Annotated in this window: 27 protein-coding genes; 19 read left to right on the top strand and 8 right to left on the bottom strand. The window is 71.6% G+C overall.

The window, feature by feature from the left end:
- Nucleotide 1 precedes the first annotated feature (1 nt).
- The 3 genes from leuD (at nucleotide 2) to DVH02_RS01525 (ending at nucleotide 1,727) form a co-directional block, all read left to right on the top strand.
- Complete coding sequence (leuD, locus tag DVH02_RS01535) at nucleotides 2-610, top strand: 3-isopropylmalate dehydratase small subunit (protein ID WP_114621838.1); 609 nt, start codon at nucleotides 2-4, stop codon at nucleotides 608-610.
- Nucleotides 611-714: 104 nt separating this feature from the next.
- A complete protein-coding gene (locus DVH02_RS01530; protein WP_114621837.1) occupies nucleotides 715-942 on the top strand; it encodes an SCO5555 family protein in 228 nt (75 codons plus the stop codon).
- Between the two features lie 143 nt (nucleotides 943-1,085).
- The gene (locus DVH02_RS01525) at nucleotides 1,086-1,727 is read left to right on the top strand and encodes an HU family DNA-binding protein (protein ID WP_114621836.1); all 642 of its coding nucleotides are present in this window, start codon (nucleotides 1,086-1,088) and stop codon (nucleotides 1,725-1,727) included.
- A gap of 105 nt (nucleotides 1,728-1,832) precedes the next feature.
- Here DVH02_RS01525 and DVH02_RS01520 read toward each other — a convergent pair whose 3' ends face one another.
- Together DVH02_RS01520 and cofC are read right to left on the bottom strand one after the other, a co-directional pair.
- Nucleotides 1,833-2,036 (bottom strand): hypothetical protein, encoded by a 204-nt coding sequence (locus tag DVH02_RS01520; protein ID WP_114621835.1) that lies wholly within the window; start codon nucleotides 2,034-2,036, stop codon nucleotides 1,833-1,835.
- Nucleotides 2,037-2,078: 42 nt separating this feature from the next.
- The gene (cofC, locus tag DVH02_RS01515) at nucleotides 2,079-2,768 is read right to left on the bottom strand and encodes a 2-phospho-L-lactate guanylyltransferase (RefSeq protein ID WP_114621834.1); all 690 of its coding nucleotides are present in this window, start codon (nucleotides 2,766-2,768) and stop codon (nucleotides 2,079-2,081) included.
- 169 nt (nucleotides 2,769-2,937) lie between these two features.
- On the opposite strand from cofC, the gene DVH02_RS01510 reads away from it, so the two are divergent.
- The 3 genes from DVH02_RS01510 to DVH02_RS01500 are packed head-to-tail and all read left to right on the top strand — an operon-like array spanning nucleotide 2,938 to nucleotide 5,917.
- Nucleotides 2,938-3,684 carry a lysophospholipid acyltransferase family protein gene (locus tag DVH02_RS01510; protein ID WP_114621833.1) on the top strand — a complete coding sequence of 249 codons (747 nt, stop codon included), beginning with the start codon at nucleotides 2,938-2,940 and terminating at the stop codon, nucleotides 3,682-3,684.
- Nucleotides 3,681-4,682, top strand: a complete 1,002-nt coding sequence (locus DVH02_RS01505; protein WP_114621832.1) for an NAD(P)H-dependent glycerol-3-phosphate dehydrogenase — start codon at nucleotides 3,681-3,683, stop codon at nucleotides 4,680-4,682. Before DVH02_RS01510 ends, DVH02_RS01505 begins: the two co-directional genes overlap by 4 nt.
- Nucleotides 4,683-4,738: 56 nt before the next feature.
- On the top strand, nucleotides 4,739-5,917 hold the full coding sequence (locus tag DVH02_RS01500; RefSeq protein ID WP_114621831.1) for a D-alanine--D-alanine ligase family protein: 1,179 nt from the start codon (nucleotides 4,739-4,741) through the stop codon (nucleotides 5,915-5,917).
- 96 nt (nucleotides 5,918-6,013) lie between these two features.
- On the opposite strand, the gene DVH02_RS01495 is transcribed toward DVH02_RS01500, so the two are convergent.
- Nucleotides 6,014-6,454: a DUF3515 domain-containing protein gene (locus tag DVH02_RS01495; protein ID WP_114621830.1), complete on the bottom strand. Its 441-nt coding sequence runs from the start codon at nucleotides 6,452-6,454 to the stop codon at nucleotides 6,014-6,016.
- 190 nt (nucleotides 6,455-6,644) lie between these two features.
- Nucleotides 6,645-6,878 (bottom strand): Lrp/AsnC family transcriptional regulator, encoded by a 234-nt coding sequence (locus tag DVH02_RS01490; protein ID WP_114621829.1) that lies wholly within the window; start codon nucleotides 6,876-6,878, stop codon nucleotides 6,645-6,647.
- Between the two features lie 206 nt (nucleotides 6,879-7,084).
- Here DVH02_RS01490 and DVH02_RS01485 point away from each other — a divergent pair, with 206 nt between their 5' ends.
- Together DVH02_RS01485 and thiD are read left to right on the top strand one after the other, a co-directional pair.
- Nucleotides 7,085-8,056: a thiamine-phosphate kinase gene (locus DVH02_RS01485; protein ID WP_114621828.1), complete on the top strand. Its 972-nt coding sequence runs from the start codon at nucleotides 7,085-7,087 to the stop codon at nucleotides 8,054-8,056.
- Between the two features lie 24 nt (nucleotides 8,057-8,080).
- A complete protein-coding gene (gene thiD / locus DVH02_RS01480) occupies nucleotides 8,081-8,941 on the top strand; it encodes a bifunctional hydroxymethylpyrimidine kinase/phosphomethylpyrimidine kinase (RefSeq protein WP_114621827.1) in 861 nt (286 codons plus the stop codon).
- Between the two features lie 140 nt (nucleotides 8,942-9,081).
- Here the strand turns inward: thiD and rpmB are convergent, their stop codons facing one another.
- Nucleotides 9,082-9,267, bottom strand: a complete 186-nt coding sequence (gene rpmB, locus DVH02_RS01475; RefSeq protein WP_078877327.1) for a 50S ribosomal protein L28 — start codon at nucleotides 9,265-9,267, stop codon at nucleotides 9,082-9,084.
- Between the two features lie 277 nt (nucleotides 9,268-9,544).
- Between rpmB and DVH02_RS01470 the strand changes: the two genes are divergently transcribed.
- Together DVH02_RS01470 and recG are read left to right on the top strand one after the other, a co-directional pair.
- Nucleotides 9,545-11,200: a DAK2 domain-containing protein gene (locus DVH02_RS01470; RefSeq protein ID WP_114621826.1), complete on the top strand. Its 1,656-nt coding sequence runs from the start codon at nucleotides 9,545-9,547 to the stop codon at nucleotides 11,198-11,200.
- 36 nt (nucleotides 11,201-11,236) lie between these two features.
- The gene (gene recG / locus DVH02_RS01465) at nucleotides 11,237-13,429 is read left to right on the top strand and encodes an ATP-dependent DNA helicase RecG (RefSeq protein WP_114621825.1); all 2,193 of its coding nucleotides are present in this window, start codon (nucleotides 11,237-11,239) and stop codon (nucleotides 13,427-13,429) included.
- Nucleotides 13,430-13,450: 21 nt separating this feature from the next.
- Here recG and DVH02_RS01460 read toward each other — a convergent pair whose 3' ends face one another.
- Entirely contained in the window at nucleotides 13,451-13,996 is a 546-nt protein-coding gene (locus DVH02_RS01460) for a hypothetical protein (RefSeq protein ID WP_325051315.1), read from the bottom strand.
- Nucleotides 13,997-14,278: 282 nt separating this feature from the next.
- On the opposite strand from DVH02_RS01460, the gene rsmD reads away from it, so the two are divergent.
- The 7 genes from rsmD to mutM all read left to right on the top strand — a co-directional run bounded on the left by rsmD (nucleotide 14,279) and on the right by mutM (nucleotide 19,508).
- On the top strand, nucleotides 14,279-14,863 hold the full coding sequence (rsmD, locus tag DVH02_RS01455; RefSeq protein WP_114621824.1) for a 16S rRNA (guanine(966)-N(2))-methyltransferase RsmD: 585 nt from the start codon (nucleotides 14,279-14,281) through the stop codon (nucleotides 14,861-14,863).
- A 26-nt stretch (nucleotides 14,864-14,889) separates the two neighbouring features.
- A complete protein-coding gene (gene coaD, locus DVH02_RS01450; RefSeq protein WP_199566128.1) occupies nucleotides 14,890-15,369 on the top strand; it encodes a pantetheine-phosphate adenylyltransferase in 480 nt (159 codons plus the stop codon).
- 100 nt (nucleotides 15,370-15,469) lie between these two features.
- The gene (locus DVH02_RS01445; protein ID WP_114621822.1) at nucleotides 15,470-16,681 is read left to right on the top strand and encodes an ATP synthase F0 subunit B; all 1,212 of its coding nucleotides are present in this window, start codon (nucleotides 15,470-15,472) and stop codon (nucleotides 16,679-16,681) included.
- 157 nt (nucleotides 16,682-16,838) lie between these two features.
- The gene (locus DVH02_RS01440) at nucleotides 16,839-17,480 is read left to right on the top strand and encodes a YceD family protein (protein ID WP_199566127.1); all 642 of its coding nucleotides are present in this window, start codon (nucleotides 16,839-16,841) and stop codon (nucleotides 17,478-17,480) included.
- Between the two features lie 2 nt (nucleotides 17,481-17,482).
- Nucleotides 17,483-17,656 (top strand): 50S ribosomal protein L32, encoded by a 174-nt coding sequence (gene rpmF / locus DVH02_RS01435; RefSeq protein ID WP_053675094.1) that lies wholly within the window; start codon nucleotides 17,483-17,485, stop codon nucleotides 17,654-17,656.
- Between the two features lie 19 nt (nucleotides 17,657-17,675).
- Nucleotides 17,676-18,551: a ribonuclease III gene (rnc, locus tag DVH02_RS01430; RefSeq protein WP_114621821.1), complete on the top strand. Its 876-nt coding sequence runs from the start codon at nucleotides 17,676-17,678 to the stop codon at nucleotides 18,549-18,551.
- A 96-nt stretch (nucleotides 18,552-18,647) separates the two neighbouring features.
- A complete protein-coding gene (gene mutM, locus DVH02_RS01425) occupies nucleotides 18,648-19,508 on the top strand; it encodes a bifunctional DNA-formamidopyrimidine glycosylase/DNA-(apurinic or apyrimidinic site) lyase (protein ID WP_114621820.1) in 861 nt (286 codons plus the stop codon).
- On the opposite strand, the gene DVH02_RS01420 is transcribed toward mutM, so the two are convergent.
- Together DVH02_RS01420 and DVH02_RS01415 are read right to left on the bottom strand one after the other, a co-directional pair.
- Nucleotides 19,463-19,876, bottom strand: a complete 414-nt coding sequence (locus DVH02_RS01420) for a winged helix-turn-helix transcriptional regulator (protein WP_114621819.1) — start codon at nucleotides 19,874-19,876, stop codon at nucleotides 19,463-19,465. The genes mutM and DVH02_RS01420 overlap by 46 nt on opposite strands.
- Nucleotides 19,877-20,004: 128 nt before the next feature.
- Nucleotides 20,005-20,970, bottom strand: coding sequence for a CAP domain-containing protein (locus DVH02_RS01415; RefSeq protein WP_114621818.1), 966 nt, complete (start codon nucleotides 20,968-20,970; stop codon nucleotides 20,005-20,007).
- Nucleotides 20,971-21,104: 134 nt separating this feature from the next.
- Here DVH02_RS01415 and DVH02_RS01410 point away from each other — a divergent pair, with 134 nt between their 5' ends.
- The gene (locus DVH02_RS01410; RefSeq protein WP_114621817.1) at nucleotides 21,105-21,386 is read left to right on the top strand and encodes an acylphosphatase; all 282 of its coding nucleotides are present in this window, start codon (nucleotides 21,105-21,107) and stop codon (nucleotides 21,384-21,386) included.
- A 379-nt stretch (nucleotides 21,387-21,765) separates the two neighbouring features.
- Nucleotides 21,766-21,984 (top strand): hypothetical protein, encoded by a 219-nt coding sequence (locus DVH02_RS01400; RefSeq protein WP_114621816.1) that lies wholly within the window; start codon nucleotides 21,766-21,768, stop codon nucleotides 21,982-21,984.
- The last annotated feature ends 171 nt before the right edge of the window (nucleotides 21,985-22,155 follow it).

Here is a 22,155-nt window from a genome sequence, read left to right as displayed (position 1 = left end):
CATGGAAGCCTTCACCACGCACACCGGTCGCGCCGTCCCGCTGCGCCGCAGCAACGTCGACACCGACCAGATCATCCCGGCCCACTGGCTCAAGAAGGTCACCCGCGACGGCTTCGAGGACGGGCTCTTCGAGGCATGGCGCAAGGACGCCTCGTTCGTCCTCAACCGGCCCGAGCGCGCCGGGGCCACGGTGCTGGTCGCCGGACCCGACTTCGGCACCGGCTCGTCGCGCGAACACGCCGTGTGGGCGCTGCAGAACTTCGGCTTCAAGGCCGTGATCTCGTCCCGGTTCGCCGACATCTTCCGCGGCAACTCGCTCAAGAACGGCCTGCTGACCGTGGTGCTGGAGCAGTCGGTCGTGGACGCCCTCTGGAAGATCACCGAGAGCGACCCCCGGGCCGAGGTCACCGTCGACCTGGAGGACCGCCAGGTTCGCGCCACTGCCCCTGACGGAGCAACGCTTGTGGCCGATTTCGAGCTTGACGAGAACGCCCGCTGGCGGTTGCTGAACGGGCTGGACGACATCAGCCTCACCCTTCAGAACGAAGCCGACATCGCCGCGTACGAGGCCGTCAGGCCGTCCTTCAAACCGCGCACGATTACCGCCTGATCAGCGCTTTTCCCCTCCTGCACCCCCTGCCTTCGGGCAGGGGGTGCAGTTGCTTGTTGAGCCCCCGTCGGGCGACAACTCGCCCCAGATGGCACAATCGGCGCATGGAACGCGACAACCAACTCAAGCTTTACGGGTTGGTCGCCGAACAACTCAAAGAAGCGCACGCGACGGTGCGTGCACTGCAGGTCCCGGACGGCGTGCGCAAGGCGCTCTCCCGGAAGCTGCTCGTCATCACGGCGGCGGCGAAACACGATCTCCCGGACGCGGCAAGGCGTCTGGACCGCTTGATGAAGGACCTCGACGAGGGTCGTTTTCCCGAAGGTGACTGACCTCCGCGGAACTCCACCAGGTCGACTTCGTTGCGGCACTAGGGTGATTAGCCCGTTTCGTGTTTGATTTGCGGTATATATCTGCCTAACGTGCGAAAAAGCTTGAACACTTTCGTTCTGGCAATGTCTCCGAAGGGGAAGACGTGAACAAGGCACAGCTCGTAGAAGCGATCGCCGACAAGGTCGGCGGCCGCCAGCAGGCCGCGGACGCGGTCGACGCGGTACTCGACGCGATCGTCCGCGCGGTCGTCGCGGGGGACCGGGTCTCGGTGACGGGCTTCGGCTCGTTCGAGAAGGTCGACCGCCCGGCCCGTTACGCCCGTAACCCGCAGACCGGCGAGCGGGTCCGGGTCAAGAAGACCTCGGTGCCGCGCTTCCGCGCCGGTCAGGGCTTCAAGGACCTGGTCAGCGGCTCGAAGAAGCTCCCCAAGAACGACGTGGCTGTCAAGAAGGCCCCCAAGGGCAGCCTCTCGGGCGGATCTTCCAGCCGTACCACCGTGAAGGCGGCGGCGAAGAAGGCCACCGCCAAGAAGGCCACGGCGAAGAAGGCGGCGGTCAAGAAGACCACGGCCGCCAAGAAGACCACGGCGAAGAAGACCACCGCCAAGAAGACCAGCCCGGCGGCGAAGAAGACCACGGCGAAGAAGGCCACGGCCACCGCCACGGCCAAGAAGGCCACGGCGAAGAAGACCGCGCCGGCCAAGAAGACGACGGCCAAGAAGGCCCCCGCCAGGAAGGCCACCGCGCGCACCACCACGGCGAAGAAGACCGCCGCCAGGAAGTAGCGGCAGAGCAGAGGATGTAAAACAGGGCCACACGCGCCGGGCCGGGCTCCCCTCGGGGAGCCCGGCCCGCGGCGTTCGCGGCGCCCGCCGAGGGCGCCGCGGGCCTCAGAGCGTCTGGAGCGTCACCAGCGTGACGCGCAGCGAAGCGCCCTCTCCCTCGGTCTCGATCCGCACCCGCTGACCCGGCCGGAGCAGCCGCAGCCCGCCCGCGTCGAAGGCCGCCGCGTCGAACTCCACCGGAGTGCCGTCGTCCAGCAGCACACTTCCGGTGCGGGTCTCGGATTCATAGGTGTACGAGGTCGCCTGCATGACCGCAGCGTATCGGTCCGCGCGCCCTCGCGTTCCGGCCGCTCAGAGCCCGGAAGGCCGGGCCGCCGGGCGCTCGTCCCCGGCACGGCGGGACGCGGTGAACGTCCCCAGTCCCAGCAGCGCGGCCACCGAAAGATCGTCGCCCGTATCCACGTCGCGCCGTACGGAATCCACCCCGGCCAGCTCGATTTCCACCGCGCCCGACAACAAATGCCGGTGCCTGGAGGGCCCCCCGAAAGCCGGATTCAATTCCGCCCCCGGCGCCGCCGCCAGCAATGTCGTACCGATTCCGGCGGCGTCCGCGAGAAAGGCCCGGCGGAAAGCGCCGGCCGCGGTCAGCACCCGGTCCAGCTCCCGGGGGCGCAGCGCGGGCAGATCCGCGTTGAGCGCGGCCACCGCCGCCCGCGGTCTGGCCGCCCTGACGGCCCGCGCGCCGTGTGCCAGCGCCGCGTTGAGACCGTCCGCGGGGGTGTCGGGCACGACGCGCGCGCCCAGCGCGGTCAGCTCCTCGGCCGCCGCCGGATCGTCGGTGACGACCACCACATCGCGGACCGCGGCGCAGGCCAGGGCGGCGGCCACCGTGTCCTGCGCGAACGCCAGGGCCAGCCGGGGGCGCGGCGCGTCCCCGACGGAGGCGGCGAGCCTGCTCTTGGCCAGCCGCAGCGGCTTCAGCGGAACGACCAGGGACCAGCGGGCTGTCGGGTCGGTGTCCGTGGCGAACTCTCCGTCCATGCGTAGCGGCCTTCCATTGTCGCCCGGCGCCCCGGGCGACGCCCTCCCGGCCCATCGCCCCTGAGCGGGAAGTGAGGCGTACCGTGTTCTCGACAGAGCGGGGAACCGGGCCCACACTTGATCCCCGGCAGCCGGGCGTGCAGCCGGGCGAGAAGAGGAAGGTGTCCGAGTGTTCCGCCGCAGAATCGGCTTCTGGTACCGCCTTGCGGCGGTCATCGCGAAACCGCCGCTGATCGTACTGCTCAAGCGGGACTGGCAGGGGGCGGAGCACATCCCGGCCGAGGGCGGATTCATCACCGCGGTGAACCACAATTCCTACATCGACCCGTTCGCCTATGCGCACTTCCAGTACAGCACGGGACGCGTTCCGCGCTTCCTCGCGAAGAACAGCCTATTCACCTCGGGATTCATCGGCGCGGTGATGCGCGGTACGGGCCAGATCCCCGTCTACCGCGAGAGCACCAACGCGCTCAGCGCCTACCGGGCCGCCATCGACGCCGTCGAGCGCGGTGAGTGCGTGGCCTTCTACCCCGAGGGCACCCTGACCCGCGATCCGGCGCAGTGGCCGATGACCGCCAAGACCGGGGTGGCCAGGGTCGCGCTCCAGACGCGCTGCCCGGTCGTCCCCGTCGCGCAGTGGGGCGCCAACCTGCTGCTGGCTCCCTACGCCAAGAAGCCCGAGATCCTCCCGCGCAAGACGCACCGGGTGCTGGCCGGACCGCCGGTCGACATCTCGCGCTACTACGACGAGGAGATCACCCCCGAATTGCTGCGCGAGGTCACCGAGGTCATCATGGCCGCGATCACGGAACTGCTCGCCGAACTGCGCGGGGAGCCGGCGCCCGCCGCCCCGTACGACCATCGCGAGGCCAGGGCGGAACAGCGGCGCAAGGCCGCGGAAGAGGGGTCCAAGTGACGCGGGTCGCCGTATTCGGAGCCGGTTCGTGGGGCACGGCGTTCGCCATGGTCCTCGCCGACGCGGGGTGCGAGGTGACGGTCTGGGGCCGCCGCGCGGACGTCGTCGACTCCATCAACACCGCGCACGCCAACCCGGACTACCTGCCGGGCTTCGAACTGCCCGCGGGCATACGGGCCACGACGGACCCGGCCGAGGCCGCCCGGGACGCCGAGTTCACCGTGCTGACCGTGCCGTCGCAGACCCTGCGCGCCAACCTCGCCGCGTGGGCGCCCGTACTGCCCCGCGACACCGTCCTCGTCTCGCTGATGAAGGGCGTCGAACTCGGCACGGCCAAGCGGATGAGCGAGGTCGTCGAGGAGGTCGCCAAGGCGCCCGCCGAGCGGGTCGCCGTGGTCACGGGACCCAACCTCGCCAAGGAGATCGCGGGCCGGATGCCCGCCGCCGCCGTCGTGGCCTGCCGGGACGAGGCGGTCGCCCGGCGGCTCCAGGCCGCCTGCCACACGCCGTACTTCCGCCCGTACACCAACACCGATGTCGTCGGCTGCGAACTCGGCGGAGCCGTCAAGAACGTCATCGGCCTCGCGGTCGGCATCGCCGACGGCATGGGCCTCGGCGACAACACCAAGGCGTCCCTGATGACCAGGGGACTGGCCGAGACCACCCGGCTGGGCCTCGCCATGGGCGCCGACCCGCACACCTTCTCCGGACTCGCCGGAATGGGCGATCTGATCGCCACCTGTTCCTCGCCGCTCTCCCGCAACCACACCTTCGGCACCAACCTCGGCCGGGGCATGACCCTCCAGGAGACCATCGCGGTCACCAAGCAGACCGCCGAGGGCGTCAAGTCCTGCGAGTCGGTGCTGGATCTGGCGCGGCGCCACGACGTCGACATGCCGATCACCGAGACCGTCGTGGACATCGTGCACAACGGCAAGCCGCCGCTCGTCGCCCTCAAGGAACTCATGTCGCGCAGCGCGAAGCCCGAACGCCGCTGACTCGGCGGCCACCTACGCTGACTCCGGCCGCCTCCAACGGGTACTCTCATCGCGATATGAGCAGCGAGAACTCCTCCCACAGCCCTGAGCAGCAGCTCCGCAAGCCGCGCGTGGCCGTCGTCTTCGGCGGACGTAGCTCCGAGCACGCCATTTCGGTGGTCACGGCCGGCGCCGTACTGCGGTCCATCGACCGTACGAAGTACGACGTCCTGCCCATCGGCATCACCACCGAAGGCCGCTGGGCGCTCACCGCCGACGACCCGGAGCGGATGGCCATCGCCGACCGCGCCCTGCCGAGCGTCGAGCAGATCGCGGAGTCCACGGACGGCACGGTCGTCCTCTCCGCCGACCCCGGCAATCGCGAAGTCGTCTACAGCGAACCGGGCTCGGTGCCCAAGGCGCTCGGCGAGGTCGATGTCGTCTTCCCCGTGCTGCACGGCCCGTACGGGGAGGACGGCACCCTCCAGGGGCTGCTGGAACTCTCCGGTGTCCCGTACGTCGGCGCGGGCGTCCTCGCCTCGGCCGTCGGCCAGGACAAGGAGTACATGAAGCGGGTGTTCACCTCCTTCGGGCTGCCCGTCGGCCCGTACCTGGTGATCCGCCCGCGCGAGTGGGAGCGGGGGGCGGGCTCCGCCGACGACCGGGCCGCCGCCGTCCGCGCGAAGATCGTGGACTTCGCCGGTGAACACGGCTGGCCGCTCTTCGTGAAGCCCGCGCGGGCCGGCTCCTCCGTGGGCATCTCCAAGGTCGACGGCGTCGCGGGACTGGACGAGGCGATCGCCGAGGCGCGCCGCCACGACCCCAAGATCCTGGTGGAGTCGCTGCTGCGCGGTCGCGAGATCGAGTGCGGTGTGCTGGAGTTCGAGGACGGCCCGCGCGCCAGCCTGCCCGCCGAGATCCCGCCCGTCACGGCGCACGACTTCTACGACTTCGAGGCCAAGTACATCGACTCCGCCGCCGGGCTCGTCCCCGCGCCGCTCACCGAGGAGCAGACGGCGGAGGTCCGGCGGCTCGCCGTCGAGGCGTTCGACGCGGCTTCCTGCGAGGGGCTGGTCAGGGCCGACTTCTTCCTCACCGAGGACGGCGAGTTCGTCATCAACGAGATCAACACGATGCCGGGCTTCACCCCCATCTCCATGTACCCGCGCATGTGGCAGGAGAGCGGGGTCGGCTACGCGGAGCTGATCGACCTTCTGATCCAGGCGGCGCTGCGCCGTTCCACCGGCCTGCGCTGAGCGGCGGCCGGTCGGCGGTCTGGCCGGTTCAACGGTCTGGCCGGTTCAAGGGTCTGGCCGGTTCAGCGGCCGGGCGGGCTCGGCGGACGCGCGGGTTCAGAGGCTGGAGGGGATCGTCTCCTCGACGGGCGCGGCCAGCGCGGCGAGCGGGGTGGAGTCATGGGTGAAGCGCTCGTCCATGGTGACCTCCACATACGTCTCGCGGTACGTCGTGGTGAAGCGGGGCCCCGAGTCCCGTTCCTCCAGCATCCAGTTGACGCCGTTCGCCTCCACACCCTGCGCCTGCGGGTCGCTCATCCGCTCGGGCCGGGGGACCCCGCACCGCAGGACGATCGCGCCGTCGCCCCAGCCCGCGGTCAGCTCCGAGCGCGGGCGCGGATCGCTCCTGGCCAGCTCCGCGAGGGTCTTGGGCAACTCCTTGTGCAGCGCGCGGCACAGCGCGGTCTCCCGCGCGGTGGGGGTGGGAACCGTCACGGACGGCGGGCCGTCCGTGCTGGAACAGGCCACCGCTGTCGACAGAAGGGCGACGGCGGTCATACGGGCGGCGAGAAGGCCGGATAGCCTGCGGCGGGAACGTAGCACCGGTCAAGCGTAGACGGCGGCCGTCCGGGGCCGGCCGCCACGTGCGGGGTGGGAGAGGGAGCACGGCGAAGCCATGGTGAGCGACGACAGCGGCGTGTGCCGCGCGTACCGTCCCCGTGGAGCCGCCGTGCCCGTGCCCGTCCGGCTAGAGATGTACCACCGGGCAGGTCAGGGTGCGGGTGATGCCTTCCACCTGCTGGATTCTGGCGACGACCATGCGCCCCAGTTCATCGACGGTGTCGGCCTGTGCGCGCACGATCACGTCGTACGGGCCTGTGACGTCCTCGGCCTGGATGACTCCCGGAATCTTCGCGATGGTCTCGGCGACGGCCGTCGCCTTGCCCACCTCGGTCTGAATAAGGATGTACGCCTGTACCACGGAACCTCCAGGGCGGCCACGAGGATCATGTGGGGTGGAAAGAGACGCCACGGTATCGCGTCGCCGAGGACCGCGGGGAGACCCGCGGGCCCGGTGGCGCCCGACGGGTGGCATACGCGGGACGAAGTTGACGCGGGGCATGACGGAACCGACAGCAGTGCAGGACCGCGACCGCAGGCGCGGCCGGTGAGGAGAGGGGAGACTCGGTGAAGGGAACCGTGGGCGAGTTGGGGGAGTTCGGGCTCATCAGAGAACTCACCTCCCGGCTCACCACCACCCCGGCGGTCCGGCTCGGGCCGGGCGACGACGCCGCGGTCGTGGCCGCGCCCGACCGCAGGGTCGTGGCGAGTACGGATCTGCTGCTGGAGGGACGGCACTTCCGGCGTGACTGGTCGACGGCGTACGACGTGGGCCGCAAGGCGGCGGCGCAGAACCTCGCCGACATCGCGGCGATGGGCGCCGTCCCCACCGCGCTGCTGCTCGGCCTGGTCGTCCCGGCCGAACTGCCCGTCACCTGGCCCACCGAGCTGATGGACGGCATCCGGGACGAGTGCCAGGTCGCGGGCGCGGCCGTGGTCGGCGGCGATGTCGTCCGCGGTGACACGATCACCATCGCCATCACCGCGCTCGGCGATCTGCGCGAGCACGAACCGGTGACCAGGTCGGGCGCCAGGCCCGGCGACGTGGTCGCCTACACCGGCTGGCTGGGCTGGTCGGCGGCGGGCCACGCGGTGCTCTCGCGCGGATTCCGCTCGCCGCGCGCCTTCGTCGAGGCGCACCGCAGGCCGGAGCCGCCCTACCACGCGGGTCCCGCGGCGGCCGGGCTCGGCGCCACCTCCATGACCGACATCAGCGACGGACTCGTCGCCGACCTCGGCCACATCGCGGAGGCCAGCAAGGTCAGGATCGATCTGCGCTCGGGGCTGATCGACATCCCCTCGCAGATGAACGACATCGGTCAGGCGGTCGGTATCGACCCGTTGCAGTGGGTGCTGACCGGCGGCGAGGACCACGCGATCGTCGCCACGTTCCCGGCGGACACGAAGCTGCCCGCCCGCTGGAAGGTGATCGGCGAGGTCCTCAAGCCGTCGGCGCCGCCGCAGGTGACGGTCGACGGCCTGCCCTGGACCAGCAAGGGGGGCTGGGACCACTTCGGGGACGGCGACGAGGACCGCTGAGCGGCGCGCTTGTAGATTCGGACCATGCCGATATCCGCGTCAGCCGTGCCATCCGCAGGAGAGCGCTCCCCGGGGGCGCCTCCCCGGGTCCTCACCGTCGCCGGATCCGACTCCGGCGGCGGTGCGGGCATCCAGGCCGACCTGAAGACCATGCTGGCGCTCGGCGTGCACGGCATGAGCGTGGTCACCGCCGTCACGGCGCAGAACTCCCTGGGGGTACGGGGCGCCTGGGAGCTGCCGGTGGAGGCGGTACGGGCGCAGTACCGCGCGGTGGTGGACGATATCGGCGTCCAGGCCGTGAAGACCGGAATGCTCTCCTCCGCACCGCTGGTCTCCGCCGTCTCCGAACTCCTCGCCGCGACGGGCGTCCCCGTGGTCGTCGACCCGGTCGGCGTCTCCAAACACGGCGATCCGCTGCTGGCCGCCTCGGCGCTGGAGACCGTGCGGACCGAGCTGATGCCGGTCGCGACCGTCGCCACGCCCAATCTGGACGAAGTGGCGCAGCTCACCGGGGTACGGGTCACGGACGAGGCCGGACTGCGGCGCGCGGCCGGCGCCGTACTCGAATTCGGCCCCCGCTGGGCGCTGATCAAGGGCGGTCATCTGCCGGGCGACGCGGTCGACCTGCTGTACGACGGCACCGAGGAGCACTGGCTGCGCGCCCCGCGCCACGACAACCGGCACACCCACGGCACGGGCTGCACCTTCGCGGCGGCGATCGCCGCCGGGCTGGCCGACGGGCAGGACGTGGTGGCGGCGGTCGTGGCGGCCAAGGAGTACGTGACAGGCGCGATCGCGGGCGGATTCGCGCTGGGGGCCGGGATCGGCCCGGTGGACCACGCCTGGCGCACCCGTACCCGTACCCGTAGCCGTACCCGTGACTGAACCGGAGCGCGCGGGCCGGTTACGGGCACGGGCCGCCGGTTGCGGGTACGGGCCCCGCGAAACGGCACGGCAAAAAGCCGGTCCACCGAGGTGGACCGGCTTTTCAAGGCAACCGCAGGGGCTGCGCTACGACGCAGGCGTCAGCGCGAGACCTTGCCGGCCTTGATGCACGAGGTGCAGACGTTGAGCCGCTTCGGCGTCCGACCGACCACGGCACGCACGCGCTGGATGTTCGGGTTCCAGCGACGGGACGTACGGCGGTGCGAGTGGGAAATGCTGTTGCCGAAGCCCGGCCCCTTGCCGCAGACGTCGCAGTTGGCAGCCACGGGTCACTCCAAAGACTTCAGATGCTCGTACAGAGAAATCCGGCGTGGCTCGAATCAATGACTGATGTGGCGTTGCCGGAGGATTGGCCCGACTCTCATCGGGCAACCGCAGCAGCATACAACGCCTGCCTCGGTACAAGAAAACTACCATGACGCCGGTCGCCCCCGTTCCGCCGGTGGTCCGCCGCCCACCGGGAACAGGCGGGGTTACCGGCGGCTACCCTGCGGTTCGGGCAGGCTCGCAGCCCGTGCCACGGCCGCTCAAGGAGGACCCCCGGTGCCGCAGACCCTCGATGCCGCAGCCGTGCGGAGCTGGTGCTCGCTGGCGCTCGACGCCCTCGGCAGGGAACGCGAGGAGATCGACGCGATCAACGTCTATCCGGTCGCGGACGGCGACACCGGCACCAACCTGTATCTGACCGTGGAGTCCGCCGCCCAGGCCGTGGAGGCGGTCTTCGCCGCGCACGCGACGCGCGCCACCGCGCCGGAGCCCACGCCCGCCGACGCCGTCCGGGCCATGGCACACGGGGCGCTGATCGGCGCCCGGGGGAACTCGGGCACGATCCTCGCCCAGTTGCTGCGCGGAATGGCCCAGGTCCTCGCGCCGACCGGCTCCGGTGACGGGGATCACCCGGATCAGGGCCTCGCCCCGGCGCTGCGGCGGGCCGCCGAACTCGCCCGCGCCGCCGTCGCCCACCCCGTCGAGGGCACGATCCTCAGCGTCGCCTCGGCGGCGGCGGACGCGGCCGGGGCCACGGACGCGGAGGCCGGTGCGGGCGCCACCGCCCGCGCCGCGTACGCCGGGGCGCGCGCCGCGCTCGCCGCCACCCCGGACCAGCTGGCCGTGCTCGGCCGCGCGGGCGTCGTGGACGCGGGCGGGCGCGGGCTGCTCACCGTGCTCGGCGCGCTCGTACGGGCCCTCACGGGCGAGGTGCCCGCCGCCCCGCCCGTGCGTCACCGGCGCCACGAGGCGCCCGCCCCGCCCGCCCCGGAAGGCGGCGGGCCGGAGGGCGACGGCTCGGAGGGCGGCGGCCCCGCGTTCGAGGTGATCTACCTGCTGGAGGCCGAGGACGCCGCCGTGACACGGCTGCGCGCGCGGCTCGACGCGCTCGGCGACTCCCTCGTCGTGGTGGGCGGCGACGGACTGTGGAACGTCCACGTCCACGTCGACGACGCGGGCGCCGCCGTCGAGGCGGGCGTCGAGGCGGGACGCCCGTACCGCATCCGCGTCACCCACTTCGGCGCCGCCGCCGGACACCCTCCCGAGCAGGTCCAGCGGGCCGTCGTCGCGGTGGTCCCGGGCGAGGGGCTCGCCGGGCTGTGCGCCGAGGCCGGTGCCACCACGGTCCTCGCCCGCCCCGGGGAGCCGCCCGCCAGCGGCGAACTGGTCGAGGCCATCCGGCGCGCCCACGCGCGCGAGGTCGTCCTCCTGCCCAACGACGCGGCGCTGCGCCACACCGCCGCCGCGGCGGCCGAGCAGGCGCGGAGCGAAGGGGTACGGGTCGCCCTGATCCCCACCAGGGCCGCCGTCCAGGGCATCGCCGCGCTCGCCGTGCACCAGCCCGACCGGCGCTTCGACGAGGACGTGGTCGCCATGACCAGCGCCGCCGGAGCCACCCGCTACGCCGAACTGGCCGTCGCCGAACGGCAGTCCTGGACGATGGCGGGCATCTGCCAGGCCGGGGACGTGCTGGGGCTGATCGAGGGCGACGTCGCGGTCATCGGCGCCGACCTCGCCGCCACCGCGGAGGCGGTCCTCACCCGGATGCTGGCGGCCGGCGGCGAACTGGTCACCCTGGTGCTCGCCGAGGACGTGCCGGACACCCTCGCCGACCGGCTGGAGCGGTACGTACGCGAGGGCCATCTGGCCGTCGACACCGTCGTCCACCGGGGCGGCAGGCAGTCCGTACCGCTGCTCGTCGGGGTCGAGTAGCGTCGCGCCGCCCCGCTGTCGGTGGTCCCTGCGAAGATGGATCGCGTGTCCGCGCTGGATGAATCCCTCAAGAAGACGCTCGGCCCCGCCACCGCGAAGGTGATGGCCGAACACCTCGGCCTGCACACGGTCGGCGACCTGCTGCACCACTACCCCCGGCGGTACGAGGAGCGCGGCCAGCTCACCAAGCTGGCCGATCTCCCGCTGGACGAGGACGTCACGGTGGTCGCGCAGGTCGCCGACTCCCGTGTGCTGACGTTCAACGGGGGGCGCGGCAAGCGGCTGGAGATCACCCTCACCGACGGCAGCGGCCGGCTCCAACTGGTCTTCTTCGGCAAGGGAATCCACAAGCCGCAGAAGGACCTGCCGCCCGGCGGCCGGGGGATGTTCGCGGGCAAGGTCTCCGTCTTCAACCGCAAGCTCCAGCTCGCGCACCCCACCTATGTCCCGCTGGGCGGGGACGACGGGGAGGAGGCCGTCGACTCCTTCGCGGGCAAGCTGATCCCGATCTATCCCGCCTGCAAGGGGCTGGAGTCCTGGAAGATCACCAAGGCGGTCGACGCGGTCCTGCCCCGGGCCGTCGAGGCCGTCGACCCGCTGCCGCCCGCGCTGCGCGAGGGGCGCGGCTTCGTCCCGCTGCCCGAGGCGCTGCTCAAGATCCACCGGCCCGGGACCCGGGCCGACATCGAATCCGCCAGGGCCCGGCTGAAGTGGGACGAGGCGTTCGTCCTCCAGGTCGCCCTGGCCCGGCGGCGGTACGCGGACGCGCAGCTGCCCGCCGTGGCCCGTACCCCGGTGGCGGATGGCATCCTCGACGCCTTCGACGCCACGTTGCCGTTCACCCTCACCGAAGGCCAGCGGAAGGTCACCGCCGAGATCTTCGCCGACCTCGCCACCGAACACCCCATGCACCGGCTGCTCCAGGGCGAGGTCGGCTCCGGCAAGACGCTCGTCGCGCTGCGCGCGATGCTCGCCGTGGTGGACGCGGGCGGCCAGGCGGCGATGCTCGCGCCCACCGAGGTCCTCGCCCAGCAGCACCACCGCTCCATCACGGAGCTGATGGGCGCACTGGCCGGGGGCGGAATGCTGGGCGGCGCGGAGAACGCGACGAAGGTCGTGCTGCTCACCGGCTCCATGGGCACGGCCGGGCGGCGCCGGGCCCTGCTCGACCTGGTCACCGGCGAGGCCGGGATCGTGATCGGCACGCACGCGCTGATCGAGGACAAGGTCCGCTTCCACGACCTGGGGCTGGTCGTCGTCGACGAGCAGCACCGCTTCGGGGTGGAGCAGCGCGACGCGCTGCGCTCCAAGGGCAAGCAGCCCCCGCATCTGCTGGTCATGACGGCCACGCCCATTCCGCGTACGGTCGCGATGACCGTCTTCGGCGATCTGGAGACCTCCGTCCTGGACCAACTTCCGGCGGGCCGCTCACCGATCGCCAGCCATGTCGTCCCCTCCCAGGACAAGCCGCACTTCCTGGCCCGCGCCTGGGAGCGGGTGCGCGAGGAGGTCGGCAAGGGGCATCAGGCGTATGTCGTCTGCCCCCGGATCGGCGACGACGAGGACGAGAAGGCCACGGCGAAGAAGAAGACCGCGGCCGACGAGGCGGACAAGCGTCCGCCGCTCGCGGTGCTGGAGGTCGCGCGGGAGCTGGCCGAGGGGCCGCTGGCGGGACTGCGCGTCGAGGTGCTGCACGGCCGGATGGCGCCCGACGACAAGGACGCCGTGATGCGCCGCTTCGCGGCGGGCGAGGCGGACGTCCTCGTCGCGACCACGGTCATCGAGGTCGGGGTGAACGTGCCCAACGCCACCGCGATGGTGATCATGGACGCGGACCGGTTCGGCGTCTCCCAGCTGCACCAGCTGCGCGGCCGGGTCGGCCGGGGTTCGGCGCCGGGCCTGTGCCTGCTGGTCACCGACGCGCCGGAGGCGAGCCCGGCGAGGGGCAGGCTCGGCGCGGTCGCCACCACCCTCGACGGCTTCGAGCTGTCCCGTATCGACCTCGAACAGCGCCGTGAGGGCGACGTCCTGGGCCAGGCACAGTCCGGCGTGCGCTCCAGCCTGCGGATGCTCGCCGTCATCGAGGACGAGGAGATCATCGCCGCCGCCCGCGAGGAGGCCGTCGCGGTGGTGGCGGCCGATCCCGAGCTGACGGGCAGCCCGGAGCTGCGGACGGCGCTGGACGCGCTGCTGGACGCCGAGCGCGAGCAGTTCCTCGGCAAGGGCTGACCTGCCGGGCCGACCGGCACCTCACGTCCCGGTGACGTCCCGGCCCGGGGCGGCGGGCCCTGCCCCGCCGGGGCCCGGCAGGACAGGGTCCGCCGCCCCCGAGGCGCCCGCTGTCCGCCCGTCCTGGGGCGAGGCCCCCTCCGGCGGGGCCTCCTCCCGCCTCCGCAGCGCGAAGGCGCACCAGAGCGCCGCCAGCACCAGGCAGGCGGCCCCCAGAGCGCCGACAAGAGCGGGTTCAGGCCGCTGGCTCAGCGATATGCGCGTGCCCACGAAGGTGAGGAACGAGGCGACAAATCCCGGGGAGTAGACCGGAATCCGGGCGGCGGTGGCACGCAGGACGGCCGCTGTCACCAGACCGATCACGGTCCAGGCGACCAGATACCCCCAGACCGGTCCTGGTGCCGCGAGGGGCAGCCCGTACTCGTCGGGGCCGAGCCGGAACGACGCGGTGAACCATCCGAAGCCCACGCCGAAGCCCGTCACGACCACCGCCCACAGCGCGTGGCGCCACAGCGGACCGTGTCGCACGGTCTCGTCGTCCATGTCGAAGGAATCCTGATGCAGCATCACACTCCTGAGAACCCGGATCGGCGGCCCGACGTTGTCCCGCGGTCGCTTCGTGACCGGATCGACATCTCCGCGCGGGCCGTCGGCGGCCGGAGGACCGGCAACGGTGCGGCGGGGAGCCGGGCGGCACGGGCCGGGCGTCCCCGGTCGGGCGGCGAAGCCAGGGGGTCACCGGTCGGGCCCGCCCGGCCGGTACGCCATATCGTGGGGGGCAGCACACCCGTCCCGCCCGCCACGTGGACGGGACCGCCCGTCCCGCCCACGAACCGAGGACCGACACCCATGACCCGCGTGATCGCCGGTGCCGCCGGCGGACGCCGTCTCGCCGTACCGCCGGGCACCGGCACCCGCCCCACCTCCGACCGCGCCAGGGAGGGCCTCTTCTCCAGCTGGGAGTCGCTCCTCGGCACGCTGGAAGGCCGCCGGATCGCCGATCTGTACGCCGGCTCCGGCGCCGTCGGCCTGGAGGCGCTCTCGCGCGGCGCCGCGCACGCGCTCCTGGTGGAGGCCGACGCCCGCGCCGCCCGTACCGTCCGGGACAACGTGCGGGCGCTCGGACTGCCCGGCGCGGAGGTCCGTACCGGCAAGGCGGAGCAGATCGTCGCGGGACCGCCCCCGCCGACCCCCTACGACCTGGTCTTCCTGGACCCGCCGTACGCCGTCACCGATGACGATCTCCGGGAGATCCTCCTCACACTCCGCTCAGGGGGCTGGCTCGACGGCGATGCGGTCGCCACCGTGGAACGCAGCACAAGAGGCGGGGAATTCGGCTGGCCGCCGGGGTTCGAACCACTGCGCTCCCGTCGCTACGGCGAGGGCACGCTTTGGTACGGTCGCGCCGCCTCTATGTGCGAAGACGCACGATGACCGGACCGGAGAGCGAGGGAATTCAGTTGCGCCGCGCCGTCTGTCCGGGGTCCTTCGACCCCATCACCAATGGACACCTCGACATCATCGCCCGCGCCTCCAAGCTGTACGACGTCGTACACGTCGCGGTGATGATCAACCAGTCCAAGAAGGGCCTCTTCTCGATCGAGGAGCGGATCGAGCTGATCCGTGAGGTGACGGCCGAGTTCGGCAACGTCGAGGTCGAGTCCTTCCACGGTCTGCTGGTGGATTTCTGCAAGCAGCGCGACATCCCGGCCATCGTCAAAGGCCTGCGCGCCGTCAGCGACTTCGACTACGAACTCCAGATGGCCCAGATGAACAACGGGCTCTCGGGCGTCGAGACGCTGTTCGTGCCCACCAACCCCACCTACAGCTTCCTCTCCTCCTCGCTGGTCAAGGAGGTCGCGACCTGGGGCGGTGACGTCTCCCATCTGCTGCCTCCCGCGGTCCACCGGGCCGTCACGGAGCGCCTGGGCCGACGCTGAGGTCTCCGACGGCCCCTCACCGGGTGTCGGCGGGGCGCGAACTGGCCGTACAGTCGTTGCGTCCGTCTCCATACCAGCTGTAGAGAGTGGCGAGCACCCGGTGGACGTGCAGAAGAAGCTCGACGAGATCGTCGACACGGTCGGCAGCGCCCGTTCCATGCCCATGTCGGCGTCCTGCGTGGTGAACCGCGCCGAGCTGCTCGCGCTGCTCGAAGAGGTACGGGAGGCGCTCCCCGGATCGCTCGCCCAGGCACAGGAGCTGCTCGGCGGCCAGGAGCAGCTGGCCGAGCGGGCCCGCCAGGAGGCCGACCGGATCATCGAGAGCGCGCACGCCCAGCGCTCCACCCTGATCTCCGAGACCGCCGTCGCCCGCCAGTCCCAGGACGAGGCCGACCGCATCCTCGCGGAGGCCCGCAGGGACGCCGAGGAGATCCGCGCGGAGGCCGACGACTACGTCGACTCCAAGCTCGCCAACTTCGAGGTCGTCCTCACCAAGACGATCGGCTCCGTGGACCGGGGCAGGGAGAAGCTGCTCGGACGCTCCCCGGGCGGTGCGGCCGGTTACGGCGAGGACGACGACGCGCCCGAGTACAGCTCCGACCCCGAGACTCTGATCCGGCGGGCCGACGAGTACGTCGACGCCAAGATCGGCGCCTTCGAGGCCGTGCTCTCCAAGACGCTCGAAGCCGTCGGCCGCGGCCGGCAGAAGCTGCACGGCCGCACCGAGTCGGACGAGCTGGGCGCGCACATGGCGGCCCAGGACGCGGCGGGCCCGCAGGCCCGCACCAGCGACGCGGACTATCTGGCGGACCTCGCCGGGACACCCCGGGAGCCGTCGCGCGCCGCCGCGCCCGCACAGGTTCCGGCCGAGGTGCCCCCCGCGCCCGTCCGGCAGCCGTACGCCGACCCCGGCTACCCGGGCCAGGACACCGGCTACCAGGACCCCGCCTACGCCCCGGCGGAGCCGGGCTACCAGGACCCGGCGTACGCCGCCGCCGACGCCGGCGGATACCCCGCCTACCAGCAGCAGGACGCCTACGGCTACCAGCAGCAGGACCCGTACGCGTACCAGGGGCAGGAGTACGGGCAGGTCCCGGCGCAGACCCAGGGCTACGCCCCGGACTACGGCTGGCAGCAGACCGGCGCCCCGGCACAGCCCCCGATGCCCGCGCTGCCCCCGGCCCTGCCCGCCGCGCCGCACGCCGTCCCGGGCCAGGGCGGCGACCCGCAGAGCGCGCTGGACGAGACCAGCCTCTTCGACACCAGCATGATCGACATCGAGCAGCTGCGCCGGTACGAACAGGGGCTGTGAGGCCGCGGACCCCCTCCGGGCGCCACCTGGATTGGGCCTACGGCGGCCGGTCCAGTACCCTGGTCCTTCGGCCGCGTGCATATCCGCGGCTCAGGCTGCCCGCTTCGCTCTCGCGACGGTGGCGGCCCTCCTCACGATCCGAAAGCGGGAACAAGCCCTGAACGCGCGCCTCGACCACCTCAACCCCCTCGTGTTCGACACACACGAGCTGGGGCGGCGTCCTGGCGCGCTCAGGAAGGTGACCCGCTCGGTGCCCGCTCCCAAGGACTTCGGTATCGCGGGAGTGATCGGAGCGCCCGAGGGCGCGCCCGTGGCGCTCGACCTCCGTCTCGAATCGGTCATGGAGGGGGTCCTCGTCACGGGCACCGCCCGTGCGTCGGCCGAGGGGGAGTGCGTAAGGTGTCTGGAGCCGCTCAGCCAGGAAGTGGCGGCGGATTTCCAGGAGATGTTCTCGTACCACGAGTCCGACAGCAGGGGCCGCGTCCGCGCGGAACCGGCCGACGACGCCGAGGGCGAGGACGAGGACAGGCTCTACGTCGAGGACGGCCTGTTCGACCTCGAACCCGTGCTGCGTGACGCGGTGGTGCTCGCACTGCCGATGCAGCCGGTGTGCCGGGAGACCTGTGCCGGTCTGTGTTCCACGTGTGGGATCAGGCTGGACGAGAACCCGGACCATCATCACGACGCCGTCGACATCCGTTGGGCGGCACTGCAGGGACTCGCCGAGACCGTCAAGGACGGCGAGAAGGACAACATGGGCGGCGCCGAAGCGGGCGTCGACGAGAAGCAGGAGAAGTAGCCGTGGCTGTTCCGAAGCGGAAGATGTCGCGCAGCAACACGCGCCACCGCCGGTCGCAGTGGAAGGCTGCGGTCCCCAACCTGGTTTCGTGTGAGCGTTGCCAGGAGCCGAAGCTCCAGCACATCGCGTGCCCGAGCTGCGGCACCTATAACAAGCGCCAGGTCCTCGAGGTCTGAGCGGCTGGTGAGAGGCTCAATGTCTGAACTGTCCCCTGCCAAGAAGCAGACAGACAACGTCAGTACAGCCTCGTCCCACACGCTTCTGGAAGGGCGGCTCGGGTATCAGCTCGAGACCGCCCTTCTGGTACGTGCGCTGACCCATCGCTCGTTCGCGTACGAGAACGGCGGTCTGCCCACCAACGAACGGCTCGAATTCCTCGGGGACTCGGTGCTCGGCCTGGTGGTCACGGACACGCTCTACCGGATCCACCCCGACCTGCCTGAAGGCCAGCTGGCCAAATTGCGGGCCGCGGTGGTCAATTCGCGTGCGCTTGCGGAAGTGGGACGCGGCCTCGAACTCGGCTCCTTCATCCGGCTCGGCCGGGGTGAAGAGGGCACGGGTGGCCGGGACAAGGCGTCCATCCTCGCCGACACCCTTGAAGCGGTGATCGGCGCCGTCTATCTGGACCAGGGTCTCGACGCGGCGTCCGAGCTGGTGCACCGGCTCTTCGACCCGCTGATCGACAGGTCCTCGAACCTCGGGGCGGGCCTGGACTGGAAGACCAGTCTCCAGGAACTCACCGCGGCGGAGAGCCTCGGCGTGCCCGAGTATCTCGTCACGGAGACGGGACCCGACCACGAGAAGACCTTCACCGCTGCCGCCCGCGTCGGTGGTGTCTCGTACGGCACCGGCACCGGCCGCAGCAAGAAGGAAGCGGAGCAGCAGGCCGCGGAGTCCGCCTGGCGGGCCATCCGGGCCGCCGCGGACGAGCGGACGGCCGCGGGGGGAACCGCGGCCGAGGCGAAGCCCGGTACCGAAGCGGACGCCGACACCACTTCGGGGGCCTCCGGGCAGGTTCCGCCGGACTCCGGTCCCGAGGACCGGACCCCGGTGGACCCGGCCGGCGCCTGAGCTTCGGCTGCCCTTCCTTCCTGATACGCCCCTCGCGTCGCCTCCGGCGCGAGGGGCGTCTCCCGTTCCCGTATCACCGATGAGGAGCCGACCGCCGTGCCCGAACTGCCCGAGGTCGAAGTCGTCAGGCGTGGACTCGAACGCTGGGTCACCGGCCGTACCGTCGCCGCGACCGAGGTGCTGCACCCGCGCGCGGTACGGCGCCACCTCGCCGGGGGCGAGGACTTCGCGGCCCGGCTGACGGGGCACACCATCGGCGCGGCCCGCCGGCGCGGCAAGTATCTGTGGCTGCCGCTCGCGGACACCGACGCCTCGGTCCTCGGCCACCTCGGGATGAGCGGGCAGCTGCTCGTCCAGCCCGGATCCGCGCCCGACGAGAAACACCTGCGCGTCCGGATCCGCTTCGCCGACGACCTCGCCACCGAGCTGCGCTTCGTCGACCAGCGCACCTTCGGCGGGCTCTCGGTCCACGACAACGCCCCCGACGGGGTGCCGGACGTCATCGCGCACATCGCCCGCGACCCGCTGGACCCGGAGTTCGACGACGCCGCGTTCTTCGCCGCGCTGCGCTCGCGCCGTACGACGGTCAAGCGCGCGCTGCTCGACCAGTCCCTGATCAGCGGCGTGGGCAACATCTACGCGGACGAGGCGCTCTGGCGCGCCAAGCTGCACTACGAACGCCCCACCGCGACGCTCGGCACGCCGCGCGCGGCCGAACTGCTCGGACACGCGCGGGACGTGATGAACGCGGCCCTCGACGCGGGCGGTACCAGCTTCGACGCCCTGTACGTCAACGTGAACGGCCAGTCCGGGTACTTCGACCGGTCGCTGGACGCCTACGGGCGGGAGGACGAGCCCTGCCGCCGCTGCGGGACCCCGATGCGGCGGCGGCCGTGGATGAACCGCTCCAGCTACTTCTGCCCGCGCTGCCAGCCGGCGCCGCGCGCCGCGTCGTAGCGCTCCTGGGCCGAGAGCACCTCGGGCATCCGCTCTTCGAGCAGCGCGATGACGTCCAGCAGCCGCCCGGCGACGTCCCGGCCCAGCGGCGTCAGCTCGTAGTCCACGCGCGGCGGGTTGACCGGCTGGGCCTCGCGGTGGACGAGCCCGTCCCGTTCCAGCGTGTGCAGGGTCTGGGAGAGCATCTTCTCGCTCACCCCGTCCACCCGGCGGCGCAGCTCGTTGAAGCGCAGCCGACCGTGGCACAGGGCGCCGAGCGTCAGCGAGCCCCAGCGGCCGGTCACGTGTTCCAGGGTGCGCCGCGAGGGACACCCCCGGGCGAAGACGTCGAAGCCGGGGAGGTCGCGGTCGGCGGGATGACCGTCCATATCGGTCACCTTACAACCGAAAGCGCCACCTCATGGATGGCGCTTTCGGGCGGTGAGCGGCGTATGGGCCGGAAGGTGCTGGGTCGGAAACCTCAAAAACCTCAGAAACCTCAGAAACGTCAGAAACGTCAGAATCCGAAGTCCTGGGTCCACCACGGACCGCCCGCGCCGGTGTGCACGCCGACGCCGAGCCGCGTGTAGTCGCAGTTCAGTATGTTCGCGCGGTGGCCGTCGCTGTTCATCCACGACTCCATCACCGCCTGCGCGGTGGCCTGCCCCCTGGCTATGTTCTCGCCACCGAGGTTCTTGACGCCCGCCTTGTCGGCCCGGTCCCAGGGCGTCCTGCCGTCCGGGTCGGTGTGGTCGAAGAAGCCGCGCGCCGCCATGTCGTCGCTGAACGCCTGCGCCAGCGCGTCCAGGCTTCCGTCGGCGCGCACCGCCGCGCAGCCCACCTTGGCCCGCTCCTGGTTGACCAGGGAGAGGACGGCGGCGGCCGCGGAGGCGTCGGGCGCGGAGGCCCCACGGTCCTCGGTGGCGTTCTCGGTCGAGGGCGCCGTACCGGAGGCCGGTCCGGTGGCAGCTCCCGAGCCCGAGCCCGACCCGGAGCCCGAGGGGCTCTCGGTCGCCTTCTGCTTCGGCGGCGCGGCGGCGGCCTTGGATTCCTTCGAAGGGGTGACGCTCGGCTTGGTGGCCGAGGGAGACGCCGACTTCGTGGGGGCCTTCGTCCGCTCGGCGCCCCGGCTCGGGGAGGCCGACGCGTCGCGGGTGGGCTCCTCGGAGGCGCCGCCCTGCTGCTCCAGCTCGGGCGCGATGTCGCTGCGGATCTGCTCGCCGGTGGCGCCGCCGCCGTTGACGGTGAACTGGCCGCCGCCGGGCAGCAGGCCGGAGGCGACCGCGACCGCCCCCACCGCCATGGCGGCGGAGGCCCCCAGCAGCCCGGTCTTCACCGGCCTGGCGACCCGCCCCTTGCGGCGCGTGGCACCGCGCGAGGTGTGTCCGGCCGCCGCGGCGCCGTCTCCGTACGAGTCCGACGCGTGGGCGTCGGGGGAGACGACGGGCGCGCCGGTCGCGTCGTTCCGTCGATGGCGTCCCATCCGCTGTGCCTTCCTCATACTCTCGACGACAACGTGACTCACCCGTACGAGTGAGGCTCATTGCGAGGGGACTGTACGGCATGGCACGTGGGGGCGCCGGGCCCAGCGGGCAATTGGCCGGTTAGCTTGGCGGCATGGACGAAGAGGTACGTGTCACCGCGTGGGTACGCGGCCGAGTACAGGGAGTCGGCTTCCGCTGGTTCACCAGGGCCAACGCTCTGGAGATCGGAGGGCTCACCGGATTCGCGCTCAATCTGGAGGACGGCAGGGTGCAGGTCGTCGCCGAGGGGCCACGTGAGAATTGCCACCGCCTGCTGGAGTGGCTGCGGTCCGCCGACACACCCGGGCACGCCACGGGAGTCACTGAGATCTGGGACACCCCGCGCGGCGGCTACGAGAGCTTCGCGATCCGCTGATCCGTCCACCGCCCGGCCGGCCTCCGGAGGCCCCATGATGCCCTTGGCATATCCGCAGGTCAGCGATGACCTGGTAGGTGCCAGGATCGGCCGGTCGTGCCAGGCTTCGGCGGGAGACGACGATCTCCGGCCCCAGAGCCCCGCGAGAGAGCCGGCGCCGCGCCAGGAGCGGCCCCGAGCCCCCGGCCGCCCATGGGTACGCGCTGTGATCGTGTTGACCGTCAAACTTTTTGGTGAGACTCTGGAATCCCCGCGCACCTCAGCTGTTTGGCAGTAGGAACCACAGTGAAGAACAAGCGCTGCCAGGCACCGCGGGTGCAATTTCCCTCACGACCCACACCGCATTCGGTCGGTCACTCAGTGTGGAGGACCATTCATCATGGCAAAGGCGCTTCTCGGTTATGTCGGCGGCTCCGACCCGCGACTCCTCGCCGAGATGCGACGGCTCCAGCAGCGCGTCCAGGACCTCGAATCCGAACTCGTACGGATCCAGTCCGAGAACGACGTGCTGAATGCCGCTGTCGCACAGCACCCCGGAGAGTCGCTGCTCGACGGCATCGACATTGACGTACCCCAGGCGGAGCCCGCGCTCACCTGACGACAGCCCCCGCCGGGGTCAGGTGAGAGACACTCTCGCAAGATATGCAAGGGACGCTTCGGCGTCCCTTCTTTCTTTCATCTTCCGTTCTGTGAACCGTCGTTGGCGCCGCGGGCTCTTTCTTAACGACTGATGTGCCCCGCGCGTTCGCCGGTGAAACCGCCGAAGGAC

It is taken from the genome of Streptomyces corynorhini, from assembly GCF_003346515.1.
Lineage (GTDB): Bacteria > Actinomycetota > Actinomycetes > Streptomycetales > Streptomycetaceae > Streptomyces > Streptomyces corynorhini.
Note: the sequence above shows the minus strand (reverse complement) of the source record. Positions and strands in the feature narration are given on the sequence as shown.

Coding starts and splice junctions, on each gene's coding strand:
- leuD (WP_114621838.1), top strand. CDS start 2: ATGGAAGCCTTCACCACGCACACCGGTCGCGCCGTCCCGCTGCGCCGC.
- DVH02_RS01530 (WP_114621837.1), top strand. CDS start 715: ATGGAACGCGACAACCAACTCAAGCTTTACGGGTTGGTCGCCGAACAA.
- DVH02_RS01520 (WP_114621835.1), bottom strand. CDS start 2,036: ATGCAGGCGACCTCGTACACCTATGAATCCGAGACCCGCACCGGAAGT.
- cofC (WP_114621834.1), bottom strand. CDS start 2,768: ATGGACGGAGAGTTCGCCACGGACACCGACCCGACAGCCCGCTGGTCC.
- DVH02_RS01500 (WP_114621831.1), top strand. CDS start 4,739: ATGAGCAGCGAGAACTCCTCCCACAGCCCTGAGCAGCAGCTCCGCAAG.
- DVH02_RS01495 (WP_114621830.1), bottom strand. CDS start 6,454: ATGACCGCCGTCGCCCTTCTGTCGACAGCGGTGGCCTGTTCCAGCACG.
- thiD (WP_114621827.1), top strand. CDS start 8,081: ATGCCGATATCCGCGTCAGCCGTGCCATCCGCAGGAGAGCGCTCCCCG.
- recG (WP_114621825.1), top strand. CDS start 11,237: ATGGATCGCGTGTCCGCGCTGGATGAATCCCTCAAGAAGACGCTCGGC.
- DVH02_RS01460 (WP_325051315.1), bottom strand. CDS start 13,996: ATGCTGCATCAGGATTCCTTCGACATGGACGACGAGACCGTGCGACAC.
- rsmD (WP_114621824.1), top strand. CDS start 14,279: ATGACCCGCGTGATCGCCGGTGCCGCCGGCGGACGCCGTCTCGCCGTA.
- rnc (WP_114621821.1), top strand. CDS start 17,676: ATGTCTGAACTGTCCCCTGCCAAGAAGCAGACAGACAACGTCAGTACA.
- DVH02_RS01420 (WP_114621819.1), bottom strand. CDS start 19,876: ATGGACGGTCATCCCGCCGACCGCGACCTCCCCGGCTTCGACGTCTTC.
- DVH02_RS01415 (WP_114621818.1), bottom strand. CDS start 20,970: ATGGGACGCCATCGACGGAACGACGCGACCGGCGCGCCCGTCGTCTCC.
- DVH02_RS01410 (WP_114621817.1), top strand. CDS start 21,105: ATGGACGAAGAGGTACGTGTCACCGCGTGGGTACGCGGCCGAGTACAG.
- DVH02_RS01400 (WP_114621816.1), top strand. CDS start 21,766: ATGGCAAAGGCGCTTCTCGGTTATGTCGGCGGCTCCGACCCGCGACTC.